Origin of the sequence: Massilia jejuensis, assembly GCF_042656795.1 — a bacterium.
Taxonomy (GTDB): domain Bacteria; phylum Pseudomonadota; class Gammaproteobacteria; order Burkholderiales; family Burkholderiaceae_D; genus Telluria; species Telluria jejuensis.
Map to the genome: position 1 here is coordinate 153,073 of NZ_JBHSMS010000034.1, position 14,309 is coordinate 167,381.

At 67.0% G+C, this 14,309-nt stretch carries 14 protein-coding genes; 9 read left to right on the forward strand and 5 right to left on the reverse strand.

Features of this window, described 5'->3' with window-relative positions:
- Nucleotides 1-98: 98 nt before the first annotated feature.
- The 4 genes from ACFPOU_RS10375 to ACFPOU_RS10390 all read left to right on the forward strand — a co-directional run bounded on the left by ACFPOU_RS10375 (nt 99) and on the right by ACFPOU_RS10390 (nt 4,892).
- Nucleotides 99-581 carry a CinA family protein gene (locus ACFPOU_RS10375; protein WP_379720321.1) on the forward strand — a complete coding sequence of 161 codons (483 nt, stop codon included), beginning with the start codon at nt 99-101 and terminating at the stop codon, nt 579-581.
- Between the two features lie 27 nt (nt 582-608).
- Nucleotides 609-1,544 (forward strand): metallophosphoesterase family protein, encoded by a 936-nt coding sequence (locus ACFPOU_RS10380; RefSeq protein WP_379720324.1) that lies wholly within the window; start codon nt 609-611, stop codon nt 1,542-1,544.
- A gap of 49 nt (nt 1,545-1,593) precedes the next feature.
- Nucleotides 1,594-4,431, forward strand: coding sequence for a M16 family metallopeptidase (locus tag ACFPOU_RS10385; protein ID WP_379720327.1), 2,838 nt, complete (start codon nt 1,594-1,596; stop codon nt 4,429-4,431).
- Nucleotides 4,432-4,529: 98 nt separating this feature from the next.
- Nucleotides 4,530-4,892: a methyltransferase domain-containing protein gene (locus tag ACFPOU_RS10390; RefSeq protein ID WP_379720330.1), complete on the forward strand. Its 363-nt coding sequence runs from the start codon at nt 4,530-4,532 to the stop codon at nt 4,890-4,892.
- Here ACFPOU_RS10390 and glf read toward each other — a convergent pair.
- Nucleotides 4,889-6,043, reverse strand: a complete 1,155-nt coding sequence (gene glf / locus ACFPOU_RS10395) for a UDP-galactopyranose mutase (RefSeq protein ID WP_379720333.1) — start codon at nt 6,041-6,043, stop codon at nt 4,889-4,891. The genes ACFPOU_RS10390 and glf overlap by 4 nt on opposite strands.
- 370 nt (nt 6,044-6,413) lie before the next feature.
- Here glf and ACFPOU_RS10400 point away from each other — a divergent pair, with 370 nt between their 5' ends.
- Both ACFPOU_RS10400 and ACFPOU_RS10405 read left to right on the forward strand, forming a co-directional pair.
- On the forward strand, nt 6,414-6,731 hold the full coding sequence (locus ACFPOU_RS10400) for an ArsR/SmtB family transcription factor (protein WP_379720336.1): 318 nt from the start codon (nt 6,414-6,416) through the stop codon (nt 6,729-6,731).
- Nucleotides 6,728-7,678 (forward strand): cation diffusion facilitator family transporter, encoded by a 951-nt coding sequence (locus ACFPOU_RS10405; protein WP_379720339.1) that lies wholly within the window; start codon nt 6,728-6,730, stop codon nt 7,676-7,678. Before ACFPOU_RS10400 ends, ACFPOU_RS10405 begins: the two co-directional genes overlap by 4 nt.
- Nucleotides 7,679-7,748: 70 nt before the next feature.
- Here the strand turns inward: ACFPOU_RS10405 and cysK are convergent, their stop codons facing one another.
- The 3 genes from cysK to tcdA all read right to left on the reverse strand — a co-directional run bounded on the left by cysK (nt 7,749) and on the right by tcdA (nt 10,208).
- Nucleotides 7,749-8,678, reverse strand: coding sequence for a cysteine synthase A (gene cysK / locus ACFPOU_RS10410; protein ID WP_379720342.1), 930 nt, complete (start codon nt 8,676-8,678; stop codon nt 7,749-7,751).
- Between the two features lie 39 nt (nt 8,679-8,717).
- Complete coding sequence (locus ACFPOU_RS10415; protein ID WP_379720346.1) at nt 8,718-9,281, reverse strand: FKBP-type peptidyl-prolyl cis-trans isomerase; 564 nt, start codon at nt 9,279-9,281, stop codon at nt 8,718-8,720.
- Nucleotides 9,282-9,356: 75 nt separating this feature from the next.
- Nucleotides 9,357-10,208: a tRNA cyclic N6-threonylcarbamoyladenosine(37) synthase TcdA gene (gene tcdA, locus ACFPOU_RS10420; protein WP_379720349.1), complete on the reverse strand. Its 852-nt coding sequence runs from the start codon at nt 10,206-10,208 to the stop codon at nt 9,357-9,359.
- 88 nt (nt 10,209-10,296) lie between these two features.
- Here tcdA and pdxH point away from each other — a divergent pair, with 88 nt between their 5' ends.
- Complete coding sequence (gene pdxH, locus ACFPOU_RS10425) at nt 10,297-11,505, forward strand: pyridoxamine 5'-phosphate oxidase (protein ID WP_379720352.1); 1,209 nt, start codon at nt 10,297-10,299, stop codon at nt 11,503-11,505.
- 94 nt (nt 11,506-11,599) lie between these two features.
- A complete protein-coding gene (locus ACFPOU_RS10430) occupies nt 11,600-12,802 on the forward strand; it encodes a class I SAM-dependent methyltransferase (RefSeq protein ID WP_379720355.1) in 1,203 nt (400 codons plus the stop codon).
- Between the two features lie 51 nt (nt 12,803-12,853).
- On the opposite strand, the gene msrA is transcribed toward ACFPOU_RS10430, so the two are convergent.
- Nucleotides 12,854-13,393 carry a peptide-methionine (S)-S-oxide reductase MsrA gene (msrA, locus tag ACFPOU_RS10435; protein ID WP_379720358.1) on the reverse strand — a complete coding sequence of 180 codons (540 nt, stop codon included), beginning with the start codon at nt 13,391-13,393 and terminating at the stop codon, nt 12,854-12,856.
- A 146-nt stretch (nt 13,394-13,539) separates the two neighbouring features.
- On the opposite strand from msrA, the gene ACFPOU_RS10440 reads away from it, so the two are divergent.
- Complete coding sequence (locus ACFPOU_RS10440; RefSeq protein WP_379720362.1) at nt 13,540-14,052, forward strand: flavin reductase family protein; 513 nt, start codon at nt 13,540-13,542, stop codon at nt 14,050-14,052.
- Nucleotides 14,053-14,309: the final 257 nt, after the last annotated feature.

The following is a 14,309-nucleotide window of genomic DNA, read 5'->3' on the forward strand; positions in this document are numbered from 1 at the left end:
CACACCGGTCGATGCCACGTCGCGCTAGAATGAATCATGCGCGACCACCCGCTGTCGCGACCGCCGGGCATGCCCGGCGCCACCTGGAGGAGCTGCACGTGACGAACGATTTGATCGATCTTGCAACGAAAGTGGGCATGGCGCTGCAGGCCAAGCGCCTGGTGCTGGCCACGGCCGAATCCTGTACCGGCGGCGGCGTCTCGCAGGCCGTCACCGAGATCTCCGGCTCGACCGGCTGGTTCGAATGCGGCTTCGTGACCTACTCGAATGCCTCGAAAACCGAGCTGCTCGACGTCTCGGCGGCCTTGATTGCCCAGTTCGGCTCGGTCAGCGAGGAAGTGGCGGGCGCCATGGCCGAAGGCGCCCTGGCCAACAGCAATGCCGACGTCGTCGTCTCCACCACCGGCATTGCCGGCCCGACCGGCGCGGTACCGGGCAAACCGGTCGGCACGGTCTGTTTCGGCTGGTCGCGCGGCGACACCACCCACACCGAGCGCCTGGTGTTCCAGGGCGACCGCCAATCGGTGCGCGAGCAGGCCGTGGCCCATGCGCTGCGCGGCCTGCTGCGCTTCATTGAATAGTGCGGCGCGCACAGTGAGGCAGGCCTAGTGCGGCGGCGGCCGGCCGCGGCGCGCGGCGCCGCGCTGCTGATCGCCTGCGCGGGGGGAGCGGCGAGTGCTGCCGGCGCGGGTCAGCCGGCACCGGCGGTGCAGACCGTGTACGCCGCCGGCGACCTCGCCCGCTGCCCCTACCCCGACCCGCGCTGGTCGGGCGCGGCCGACACGGCCGCCGTGGTCGCGGCCGGCCTGGCTGCGGACCCGGCGGCCGTGGTCCTGACCCTGGGCGACCACACCTACCCGCGCGGCACGGCGGCGGAATTCGCCGACTGCTACGGCCCGACCTGGGGCCGTTTCAAGGAGCGCACCTGGCCGTCTCCCGGCAACCACGAATACTATACCAAGGGCGCACTGCCCTATTTCGCCTACTTCGGCGCGCGCGCCGGACGCGGTTACTACCGCCTCGCGCTGGGCGCCTGGCATATCTATTCGCTCGACAGCAACCTGACGGGCGCGGCGCAGGCCAGGCAACTGGCCTGGCTGAAGGACGCACTGGCGCGCGACCCGCGCGCCGGTCCGGACGGCGCGCCGGCCTGCACGCTGGCATTCTGGCACCATCCACTGTACAGTTCGGGCGGCCACGGCAGCATGCCGAACATGCGCGCGGCCTGGGCGCTGCTGCAGGCGGCCGGCGCGGAACTGGTGCTGTCCGGCCACGACCACGATTACGAGCGCTTCGCGCCGCAGGATGCCGACGGCCGTTTCGCTCCCAGCGGCCCGCGCCAGTTCGTGGTGGGCACCGGCGGCGCCTATCCGACGCCGTTCCTGGTGCCGCGCGATCACAGCGAAGCGCGCGACGCCAGCCGCAACGGCGTGCTGCGCCTGCGCCTGGCGCCGGGACGCTATGACTGGGAATTCCTGGAAGCGACCCCACCTCAGTTACCGAACGCCTCGCCGCCCGACAGGGGTAGCGGCGTTTGCCACTGAACGGCCATTGACCCATCGAGCACGAACCGATTACCTTCTGGAGCACCACATGAAAACCCGCCCGTTGTTTGCCGCATCGCTGCTGATGGCCGCCCTGAACGGCGCCGGCGCGCAGGGCGGCGGGGGCAGCGCCGCGCCGAGCGGCGGCGCAGCGGCCACCAGCCTGCCCGGCATCCCGCGCATCGCCTTCGACAAGTACACCCTGCCCAACGGACTGCAGGTGATCCTGGTCGAAGACAAGCGGCTGCCGCTGGTGGCCGTCAACGTCTGGTACCACGTCGGCCCGGCCAACGAAGCGCCGGGCCTGACCGGCTTTGCCCACCTGTTCGAGCACATGATGTTCGCCGGCAGCAAGCACCTGCCGCGCGGCCTGGCCGACCGCCTGATGGAAGGCGCCGGCGCCAGCGACAGCAACGGCAGCACCGATTACGACCGCACCAATTACTACGACACCGTGCCCTCGAACCAGCTGGAACTGGCCCTGTGGGTGCATGCCGACCGCATGGGCTACCTGCCCGACGTGCTCGACCAGAAGTCGCTCGCCAACCAGCAGGACGTGGTGAGGAACGAGCGGCGCGACACGGTCGAGAACGAACCCTACGGGATCGTCGAGGAAGCGCTCAACCACGCGCTGTTCCCGCAAGACCACCCCTACCGCGCCTCGGTGATCGGCTCGCACGCCGACATCCAGAACGCGAAGCTGGCCGACGTGCGCGACTTTTTCACGCGCTACTACGGCCCGAATAACGCCAGCATCGTGATCGCCGGCGACATCGACAAGGTCAAAACAAGGGCCCTGGTCGCCAAATACTTCGGCAGCCTGCGCCGCGGCCCGGCCGTGGTGCGCCCGGCAGTGACGACGCCGCCCATTACCAGCGAGCGCCGCCTGGTGGTGCCGGACCGGGTCGAACTGCCGCGCGTCTACATGGCCTGGCTCACGCCGCCGGCCTACCAGGCGGGCGATGCGGAATTGGCGGTGGCCGCGCAGATCCTCGCCGGCGGCAAGTCGAGCCGCCTGTATAAATCGCTGGTCTACGGGCGCCAGATCGCCCAGGACGTCGACGCCAACCAGGATGCGCGCGCGCTGGCGTCGACCTTCCTGATCGAGGTGACGGCGCGCGCCGGCCATACCCCGGCCGAACTGGAAGCGGCGATCGACGCCGAACTGGCGGCCCTGCGCGACCATGGCCCGAGCGAACAGGAAGTGGCGCGGGCGCGCAACCAGATCGAGACGGCCATCGTCAGCTCGCTGGAAAAACTCGGCGGCGACGGCCTGGCCGACCAGCTGAACCACTACAACCAGTTCACGGGCGACCCGGGCTACCTGGCCCAGGACGTGGCGACGCTGCGCAGGATCACGGCCGCCGACGTCCAGCGCGCCGCGCGCACCTGGCTGCAGCAGAAGTCGCGCGTGGTGGTCGCCGGCGTGCCCGGCATCCCCGACCTGCCGCCCGACCCGCCGGCGCCGAAACCGCCGAAGGCACGCTCGGGCCAGGGCGCCGGCGGCATCAACGAAGCCGAAGCCTGGCGCGCCCAGATGCCGAAAGCGGGACCGGCGCCGCGCCTGAACCTGCCGCAGGGCGAAGCGTTCAAACTACCGAATGGCTTGACGGTGATCCACCACTACAATCCGGCGCTGCCGCTGGTATCGGCCGAGCTGGTCGTGCGCAGCGGCTCGGACGCGAATCCCCCCGCGCTGCCGGGCCTGGCCGGTTTCACGGCGCAGCTGCTGCTCGAGGGCACGGCCACGCGCAGCGCGCCCCAGATCGCCGACGAGATCGCGCAGCTGGGCGCCTTCATCGATGCCGACAGCAGCACCGGCGCCTCCTCGGTCGCGCTGTTGTCGCTCAGCGCCAACTTCGGCGCGGCGCTGGCGGTGCTGGCCGACGTCGTGCAGCACCCCGCTTTTCCGACCGCGGAAGTCGAGCGCCAGCGTGCCAGCCGCTTGGGCGAGCTGATGCAGCAGCGCGACGATCCGGAACTGATCGCCGCCCTGGCCGCCGCCGGCGCCCTGTACGGCCCACGCCATCCCTACGGCTACGGCCAGCTGGGCACCGAGCCTGCCATCCGCGCTGTCACCCGCAACGACCTGCACGGCTTCTGGCGCCGCCATTACGTGCCCGGCAACGCGGCGCTGGTGGTATCCGGCGACATCTCGCGCGCCGACCTCGCGGCCCTGGCCGAAGCGCGCTTCGCATCCTGGCAAAGCGCCCCGGTGCCGCCACTGGTGCCGGGCACGCCCGCCACGACCAAGGCGCGCGTGGTGCTGGTCGACCAGCCGGGCGCGGGCCAGACAGCGCTGCGCCTGACAACCCTGGCCGCCGAGCGCAAGACGCCGCATTATCCGGCGCTGGAAGTGATGAACGCGGCCTTCGGCGGCCTGTTTACCAGCCGCATCAACCAGAACCTGCGCGAGGACAAGGGCTATACCTATGGCGTGTACTCGGGCTTCCGCTACGACCGCACGCCCGGTCCCTTCATTATCGCCGGCAGCGTGCGCGCGAACGTCACCGGCGCCTCGGTGGCCGAACTGCTCAAGGAAGCGCAGGCGATGGTCGACAAGCCGCTCGATGCACAGGAACTGGCGGGCGCGCGCAATGCCGAGCTGCTGTCGCTGCCGAACCGCTTCGAAACCAACAGCGACATCGGCGCCAGCCTGGCCGAGACCTTCATCTACGACCTGCCGCTCGATTACTACACCGAGCTGCCGGCGCGCCTGGCAGCCGTCACCGCGGCCGACGTGCAGGCCGCGGCCAGGCGCTACCTCGACCCGGCCAAGCTGGTGGTGGTCGCCGTGGGCGAGCGCAAGAAGATCGCGGCGCAGCTGGACAAGCTGAAACTGGGGCCGGTCGAAGCGCGCGACAGCGAAGGGCAACTGCGGCCTTGAAACGCGGCGTCGATTCGATGGAGAGATTGCATGGCTGAGCTGACGGACGAACGCATCGTGCAATCCTGGTCGCGCAACAGCGACCCTGGGTGGCCGCCGTGCGCGGCCGCGACATCGCCAGCCGCGCGCTGGTGACGGATGCGGCCATCGTGGAAGCGGTACGCGCCTGCGCGCCGCGCACCGGGGTCGATCTCGGCTGCGGCGAAGGCTGGCTGGTGCGGGCGCTGCCGGAGGTAGCGATGGTCGGCGTCGACGCCATTCCCGGCCTGGTCGCGGCGGCGCAGGCGGCGAGCGGCGGCGCGGGCGACTTCCGCGTCATGTCCTATGAAGAGATCGCAGCCGGCACATTGCAGCTCGCCGCCGATGTCGCCATCTGCAATTTCTCGCTGATCGGCGAAGCGTCGACGGCGGGCCTGCCCGTCATGCGACGGGCTTCGTTGCCGAGCCTGGAAAAAACTTAGGCCAGCGGATCGATCACGAAGGCCGGCATGGCCGCCTTGTCGCGCGCGCAATCGAGGAACTTATCGGCCGTCATCAAGGCTTCGTTGATGGTGACGTCCATGTCCAGGTAGCGGTAGGTACCGAGGCGGCCGACGAAGGTGACGTTCGGCTCCTTCTTGGCCAGGTTCACGTACAGCTCGAGCTGCTGCTTGTCGCGCGCCAGGCGGATCGGGTAGTACGGGATGTCCTTCTCTTCGCACTGGCGGCTGTATTCCTTGTAGCAGATCGTCTTTTCGTGCTTTTCCCACGGCGAAAAGTGCTTGTGCTCGGTGATCCGGGTGTACGGCTTTTCGTTGTCGCAGTAGTTGATGACCGCGTTGCCCTGGTAGTCGCCGGTGGCGCGGAAGGTTTCGAAATCGAGCGTGCGGTACGGCAGGCGGCCTTCGGCATGCTTGAACCAGGCGTCGATCGGGCCGCTGTAGAAGACGTGCTCGTAGTCGGACTTGAGGTCCGGGTCGAAACGGGTGTTCAGGTGCACGGTCACGCCAGGCACGGTGATGATGTTCTTGACCAGCTCGGTGTAGCCTTCGGCCGGCATGCCCTGGTACTTGTGGCTGAAATAATTGTCGTCGTAGTTGAAGCGCACCGGCAGGCGCTTGAGGATGCTGGCCGGCAGTTCGCTCGGCTCCAGGCCCCACTGCTTGACGGTATAGGTCTTGAAGAAGGCTTCGTAGAGCTCGCGGCCGACGAAGCGCAGCGCCTGCTCTTCGAAGGTGGTCGGGTTCTCGATGGTCTTGTCGCCGAGGGACTGCAGGAATTCTTCCGCTTCGGCCGGCCCCATGGTCTTGCCGAAGAACTGGTTGATCGTCAGCAGGTTGATCGGCAAGGTGAATACCTGGCCCTTGGTGATGGCCTTGACGCGGTTCACGAAAGGCTTGAATTCGGCGTAGCGGTTGACGAATTCCCAGGCACGCTCGTTGTCGGTGTGGAAGATGTGCGGACCGTAGACGTGCAGCATGACGCCGGTTTCGGCATCGCGTTCAGAGTGGCAATTGCCCGCAATGTGGGGGCGCGATTCGAAGACTTCGACGGTGTAGCCCGCTTGCGCAAGCTGGTTGGCAATCACAGCTCCGGAAAATCCAGCGCCGACGATGGCGATTTTCTTGTTCATGTATCGATCCTAACTGTTGATTGATGTTATCTGGGAAAGCGTCGTCCACCTGCTGACCGGACCGCCGCCGCCATGGCGCTACTGTTCGTATCGACCCGTAAGGCGGCCGGAAACGGTACCGCGACGAGGCAATAAACTGAGCGTTGGAAATATTCTTGTTGCACGCTTCAGCGATCCTCGCTGTTCCTGATTATTAATACACCGGCAATTATATGATGCGCTCCGGTTTAGCCCCCGTTCGATTGGGAGGGTGGGTGCACGTCCTGTCGCATCGGCCCACACGGGCGGCCATGCCCTGTTTTTGACCATCCACCGCTTGCTGGATTCACTTTCTTGCTCTAACATGTGAACAAATATTCACATATTAATCATGACCCAAGCCGACTATCCCGACGAGGCCGTCGAGCAGCTGGCCGACCTGTTCCACCTGCTGGGCGATCCGAGCCGCCTGCGCATCGTGCTGGCCTGCCTGGCGCGGCCGACCGCGGTGGGCGAGATCGCCGCCGCCCTTTCCTTGTCGAGCTCGCTCGTCAGCCACCACCTGCGCCTGCTGCGCGCGGCCCGCATCGTCAAGGCCGAGCGCCAGGGCAAGCAAGTGTTCTACGCCGCCGCCGACGCCCACATCAGCACCCTGCTGGCCACCATGTTCGAGCACGTCGCCGAACCCACTACCGGGATGGACGCATGAGCCACGACCACGATCACAAGCACGATCACAAGCATGACCACAAGCACGGGCATGGCCACCATCACCACCACGTCCCGGCCGCCGGCCACGGGCGCGCCTTCGCACTGGCGATCGGCGTCAATTCGCTGTTCGTCGCCATTGAATTCGTCTACGGTTTCCTGGCCAACTCGACGGCGCTGATGGCCGACGCCGGCCACAACCTCTCCGACGTGCTGGGCCTGGTGCTGGCCTGGGGCGCGGCGCTGCTGGCCAAGCGCGCGCCGGACGCGCGCTACACCTACGGCATGCGCAGCACGTCGATCCTGGCGGCGCTGGCCAACGCCTTGCTGTTATTGGTCGCCTGCGGCGCCATCGCCTGGGAAGCCGTGCACCGCTTCACGGCGCCGGCGCCGGTCGAAGGCTTCACGGTGTCGGTGGTGGCGGGGATCGGCGTGCTGATCAACGGTTTTTCGGCCTGGCTGTTCATGGCCGGCAGCAAGGGCGACCTGAACATCCGCGGCGCCTACCTGCACATGGCGGCCGATGCCGCCATTTCGCTGGGGGTGGTCATTGCGGGCCTGGTCATCATGGCCACCGGCTGGTCCTGGCTCGACCCGGCCGTGAGCCTGGCGATCGTGCTGGTGATCGTGCTGGGGACCTGGTCGCTGCTGCGCGAATCGCTGCGCCTGATGATGGCGGCCGTGCCCGACAGCGTCGACGCCGTGGCGGTCGGTCGTTTCCTGGCGCAGCAACCCGGCGTGGCGGGCGTGCACGACATGCACATCTGGGCCATGAGCACGACCGAAACGGCGCTGACGGCGCACCTGGTGATGCCGGGCGGTTATCCGGGAGACCGGGCGATCGACGAGATCGTGACCCGCTTGCGGCACGATTTCAAGATCGGGCATTGCACGCTGCAGGTCGAGGAAGGAACCTTGCAGCATCGCTGCGCGCTGGTGAAGCACTGAGCGGACATGGCGACGCGGGATGGGCGCGGCGTGCCCGTCCCGCATGCAGGACGATCTCTTCGGCGCCCGCTCAGCCGGCCAGGTTCGCGAACAGGGCGGTGCTCAGATAGCGCTCGCCGAACGACGGGATGATCGTCACGATCATCTTGCCCTGGTTCTCGGGCCGCCGCGCCACCTGCATCGCCGCCCACAAGGCCGCCCCCGAGGAAATGCCGACCAACAATCCCTCCTCGCGGGCGGCGGCGCGCGCCGTCTCGAAGGCGTTCTCGTTGCTCACCGCAATGATTTCGTTGTAGATAGCGGTATTCAATACATGCGGCACGAAGCCGGCGCCGATGCCCTGCAGCGGGTGCGGGCCTTTCGTGCCTTTCGAGAGCATCGGCGAGGCTTCCGGTTCGACCGCGATGGCCTGGAAGCCCGGCTTGCGTCCCTTCAGCACTTCGCCCACGCCGGTAATGGTGCCGCCGGTGCCGACACCGGCCACGAGGATGTCGACCTTGCCGTCGGTATCGCGCCAGATTTCCTCGGCCGTTGTGCGGCGGTGCACGTCCGGATTGGCGGGGTTGTTGAACTGCTGCGGCATGAAGGCGCGCGGGTCGCTGGCGATGATTTCCTCGGCGCGCCGGATCGCGCCCAGCATGCCTTCGGAGCCCGGCGTGAGCACCAGTTCGGCGCCATAGGCGCGCAGCAGCATGCGCCGCTCGTTGCTCATCGTTTCCGGCATGACGAGCTTGCAGCGGTAGCCGCGCGCGGCGCACACCATCGCCAGCGCGATGCCGGTGTTGCCGCTGGTGGGCTCGACGATGACGGTATCGGGGCCGATCAGGCCGGCCTTTTCGGCCGCCTCGATCATCGACAGGCCGATCCGGTCCTTGACGCTGTGCGCCGGATTATGGAACTCGAGCTTGGCCAGGATCTCGGCCCCGCCAGGCGCAAGCTTGCGGATCCGGACGAGGGGGGTATTGCCGATCAGTTCGGTAACATCGTTTGCGATACGCATGGCGTTGTTCTCCTAGCGATTGAGTGTGACTGAGGGTTCCTACTTAACGCCGAGCAGTTCCACATCGAAAATCAGGTCGGTGTCCGGGGGAATCGAACCGCCCGGCGCGCCGCGCTTGCCGTAGGCGAGATGGCTGGGAATGACCAGGGTGCGCTTGCCGCCGACCTTCATGCCGGCCACGCCCTGCTCCCAGCCCTTGATGACCTGGCCGGCGCCGAGCCGGAACTCGAGCGGCTCGCGGCCCGCGTCGAGCGAGGAATCGAACTTGCGTCCGCGCCCCGTGGTCGACAGCGGGCGGTGGAACCAGCCGGTGTAGTTGACGCGCACCTGGCTGCCGGCGGTCGCTTCGCGGCCCTTGCCGACGACGCGGTCGATGACTTCGAGCTGGGGACCGCCCGGCGCCGGCGGCACCGGCTGGGCGGCCTGGGCGGCGGCCGCGGCCTGCGCGGCGCTGCCGGCGGTCTCGGTGGGGGCGGCCGCCTGGCCGGCGGCAGCCGCCGTGGCCGGCGCATCGGCGGGCGTGATGGTGGCTGGATTGCCGGTCTGGGCGTTGGCGGCGGCGGCCGCCAGCAGCAGGGCGGCAAAGGTAATACGACGCATCATGTGGGCTCTTTCAATGACAGGATTTCAATCGATATCCAATCATAGCAAGCCGCAGGCGTACTGCCCAGCGATGACTCAGACCGTTACAAACGGCGCTTGCGGCACCGTCGCCGCCTCGGACGCCGTGTCGGCCAGCTTGCGCAGGATGTGGCCGGCGGCGATCATGCCGAAGGTCGCCGTCACCACCATGCTCGAACCGAAGCCGGCGCAATTGAGGCCGGTAACGGAGGAACCGATCTCGCAGGTATCCTCCGCCTCCGGGTAGCGCAGGGGCTCCATCGAGAACACGGCGTCGATCCCGTATTTCTGCTTCTCGCCGCGCGAAAATCCATATTGTGCGCGCAACAGCTTGCGCACCTTTTTCAGCAGCGGCTCCTGCTCGGTGCGTCCCAGGTCGCGCACTTCGATCCTGGTCGGGTCGACCTGGCCGCCGGCCCCGCCGATGGTCACCAGCGCCAACCCATGCTCGCGGCAATGGGCGATCAGGGCCGCCTTGGCCTTGACGCTGTCGATGGCGTCGACCACGTAGTCGAAGCGGCCGGTGCCGACCATCTGCGCGGTGTTGGCGGGATCGATGAAATCCTCGACCAGGGTCACCTTGCAGAAGGGATTGATCTGCGCGATCCGGTCGCGCAGGGCCTCGATCTTCGGCTGGCCGACGGTCGCGGTCAAGGCCTGGATCTGGCGGTTGATGTTCGATTCGGCCACGTTGTCGAGGTCGACCAGGGTCAGGTGGCCGATGGCGCTCCTGGCCAGCGCCTCGACGATCCAGGAGCCGACGCCGCCCACGCCGATCACGCAAACGTGCGCCGCTGCGAATCGTTCCAGTGCACGCTCGCCGTAGAGGCGGCCAATGCCGCCGAAGCGGCGTGCGAAGTCGATGGCGTCGTCCTGCGGCGAATGGAGTGGGGTGTCGATCGTATTCATCAGGGCATTTTACCGGACCCATCTTTCGCAACCGCACTAAAATGACGCTTCGTCAATCAAAAAACTTCCCTCTGTCAAAAATACGCACATGAACGATTTCCTTCCTGAAACCGCGCCCGGCTTCGACCAGCCGATCGCCGTGCTCAAGCACTGCCACGGCCGCATCCGCAAGCAATTGACGACGCTCGAGCGGCTGCTCTCGCACCTTCCCGAGCACGGCGCCGACGACGCGGCGCGCCAGGCGGCCGGCGCCGTCCTGCGCTATTTCGAGAAGGCCGCGCACCTGCACCACGACGACGAAGAACAAGACCTGATTCCAATGCTGCGCGCGGTGGCGCAAGGCGACGACGCGGCCACGCTGCAGGCGCTGGCGCCGGTGATCCTGCAAGACCACCAGGACATGGATGCCCTCTGGCAGGACTTGCACGAGCAGCTGGCGGCGATCGCCGACGGCAGCGCGGCGACCCTGTCGGCCTCGGCCGTGCAGCGTTTCAGCCAGCGCTACACGTCCCACATGGAGCGCGAGGAAAGCACGATGGCGCCGATGGCGATGCGCCTGTTCTCGCCCGCGCAGATGACGCAGCTGGGCAGCGCCATGGCGCGCCGGCGCGGCATCGGCGACGGCGCCCCCGCCGCGACACAGGCGGCCCCGGCCATCGGCGACGCGGTGGCCGGCCTGCGCAAGGATTACGGCCAGGCCAGCCTGGACGAGGACGAGGTGCTGGACGACCCGATGCTGCAGTTCACCCGCTGGTTCGAGCAGGCGCTCGAGGCGCAGGTCAACGAGCCGAATGCGATGAACGTGGCGACGGTGGACGCGCATGGCCGGCCGAGTTCGCGCATCGTGCTGGTGAAACAGTTCGATGAACGCGGCTTTACCTGGTACACCAATTATGACAGCCGGAAAGCTCAGGAATTGCGCGCCAATCCTTATGCCGCCCTGCTATTCTTTTGGAGCGAACTTGAACGCCAGGTTCGCATCGAGGGCCGGGTCGAAACGACCTCGGCCGAAGAAAGCGACAAGTATTTCCACAGCAGGCCGTTGAAGAGCCGCCTGTCGGCGATCGCCTCCCAGCAGAGCGCGCCGATCGAGAACCGCGCGGCCCTGGAACGGAACTACGACGCGGTTGCCGCCACGGCGGGCGACGCGCCGGCGCGGCCGGTCAATTGGGGCGGCTTTCGCCTGGTGCCCGAGCGCATCGAGTTCTGGCAGGGACGCCGGTCGCGTTTCCATGACCGCATCGTCTACGCGCGGCAGGAAGACGGCAGTTGGGCACGGCAGCGTTTGCAACCATGAGAACCTGAGACAGGTTCTCAAGACCTGTCGCTTCGACGGGACAGGTTTTTACGCCGGCACAGTACGGCCGGCGCGCCAACCGCCGGAGGGAATCATGTTCACCGAAATGTCGCTCAGCGCCTGGAGCACAGGCGTGCGCAGCAAGCTGTCGCTGCCCTTGCGCGTGGAACTGTGGAATGGAGAGCATGTCGACTTGTCCTCCGACCCGCCGCGCGTCACCATCCGCGTGCCCAGGCCGGCCAGCCTGCGCTACCTGCTCTCCCCCAGCCTGTACAAGCTCGGCAGCGCCTATGTCGAAGGCGCGCTCGAGATCCGCGGGCACGCCGCCGACATGATCCGCATCGGCAGCGAACTGGCCGCCGCCAAGGGCGAAGGCAGGCGCCGCCCGAATCCCCTGCGTTTGCTCTCGCTGCATACGCGCAAGAAGGATGCCGAGGCGATCCGCTACCACTACGACGTCTCGAACGATTTCTACGCCGCCTGGCTGGACCCGAACCTGGTCTATTCCTGCGCTTATTTCGAGCACGGCGACGAAGACCTGGCGAGCGCCCAACTGAATAAAATCGACCACATCCTGCGCAAGATCGACGTGCGGCCGGGCCAGCGCCTGCTCGACATCGGTTGCGGCTGGGGCGCGCTGGCCATGCGTGCGGCCCAGCAGTTCGGCGCGCGCAGCGTCGGCATCACGCTCTCGGAAAACCAGGCGCAACTGGCGCGCGAGCGCGTCGCGCAGGCCGGCCTCGACAGGCAGGTCGAGATCCGCCTGCAGGATTACCGCGACATCGACGGCCAGTTCGACCGCATTACCAGCGTCGGCATGTTCGAGCATGTGGGTGTGCAGCACCTGCCCGACTATTTCACGAAGATCGGCGCCCTGCTCGCGCCCGGCGGCGTGGTAATGAACCACGGGATCACCACCACCGACGTCGACGCCAGGGCCACGCCCTATGGCGGCGGGGCGTTCATCGACCAGTATGTGTTCCCGCACGGCGAACTGGCACACCTGTCGACGGTCATCAAGGCGATGCAGCAAGGCGGCCTGGAAGTGCGCGACGTCGAAAACCTGCGCCGCCATTACGCGCGCACCTGCGCCATGTGGACCGAGAATTTCGAGAGCCGCTTCGAGGCCATCGGCAGGCTGACCGATGCCAGGCGGCTGCGTATCTGGCACGTCTATCTCGCCGGTTGCGCGTATGGGTTCGCGCACGACTGGATCAGCCTGTACCAGATCGTGGCCGGGAAAGCGGGCGAGGATCCGGCACAGATTCCCTGGTCGCGCAGGTATATGTACCCGTGACGATGGTACCGCGCCCGTGGTGACGGGGCGCGTGGCAAGGGGGCGCCGCCCCTACTTCGTCCAGTGCGTGAACGTTTTACGAAACTTCGCCACCTTCGGCGCCACCACGAACGCGCAATACCCCTGCATCGGGTGCTGCGCGTAGTAATTCTGGTGATATTCCTCGGCCTTGTACCAGGTGTCGCTGGGAAGCAGCTGGGTGACGATCGGCGCGTCCCATACCGAGGCCATCTCGGCCATCACCTGGCGCGCGGTCGCTTCCTGCCCGGGGTTCTCGAAGAAGATCACGGAGCGGTATTGCGGGCCGACGTCGTTTCCCTGGCGGTCAGGCGTGGTCGGATCGTGGATCGTGAAAAATATCTGCAGGATGTCGCGGTAGCCGATCACGGCGGGATCGAATTCGATCCGCACGACTTCCGCGTGCCCGGTCCCGGCGCCGCACACCTGTTCGTAAGTCGGGTTCTCGACATGCCCGCCCATGTAGCCCGATTCGACGCGGGTGACGCCGCGCACTTCGAGGAATACCGCCTCGACGCACCAGAAACATCCGCCGCCGAGGATTGCCACTTCCCGCTGTCCTTGCTCGCTCATTCCATGCCTCGCCTGTGTCCGTGGATGACCCGATGCTAACGCAAACGCGCGCTTCATGCAGGCGCGATAGGAAGGATGGCATGCGCCCGTGGCGACGGACCGCGGGCGGCGGTGGCATAATGGGCGTGCAACTTTCCAAGGTACCGATGAACACACGCTCTTCCCGCGCCACCGAGCGCGGCTTCGACTCGGCGCATTTTCGCCAGGCGCTGTCGCAATTTGCCACCGGCGTGACCGTGATCACGACGCGGCTTGCCGACGGCAGCTTTCGCGGCTTGACCGCGAGCTCGTTCAATTCCGTCTCGCTCGATCCGCCGCTGGTGCTGTGGAGCCTGGGCGCGGGCGCGAACAGCCTGCCTGTCTTTTCGGGCAATTCGCATTACGTCATCAATATCCTGTCCGCCGGCCAGAAAGACCTGGCCCTGCGCTTCTCGCGCCGCACCGAGACCAATCCGTTCGCGGGCATCGACTATGAACTCTCGCGCACCGGCCTGCCGATCCTCAAGGGCGTCGCGGCCTGGTTCGAATGCCACAACCGCAGCCGCTATCCGGAAGGCGACCACGTGATTTTCGTGGGCGAGGTCGAGGACTGCGATGTGCAGCCGCAGGCGGGCTTGCTGTTTCATAACGGGCGCTTCGGCACGGCCGGCCCGGCCTGATCCGGCCGCCGCGCGCCGACCGGCGGCAAATATGAAAATGGCTGTCGCAGTTTGAAAAGCTGGCCTGGCTGCGCCTTTCTATAATGGCCCGGCACGGCGCCAGCGTACGCGCACGCCTCCCACCAGAACCGAGACCAGGACCATCGAATGAACCACTCCGCTTCGTCATCGAGGGCCGCGCCGGCCGCCCGCTTCCACTGGGACGACCCGCTCCTGCTCGACAGCCAGCTGTCCGACGACGAGCGCATGATCCGCGA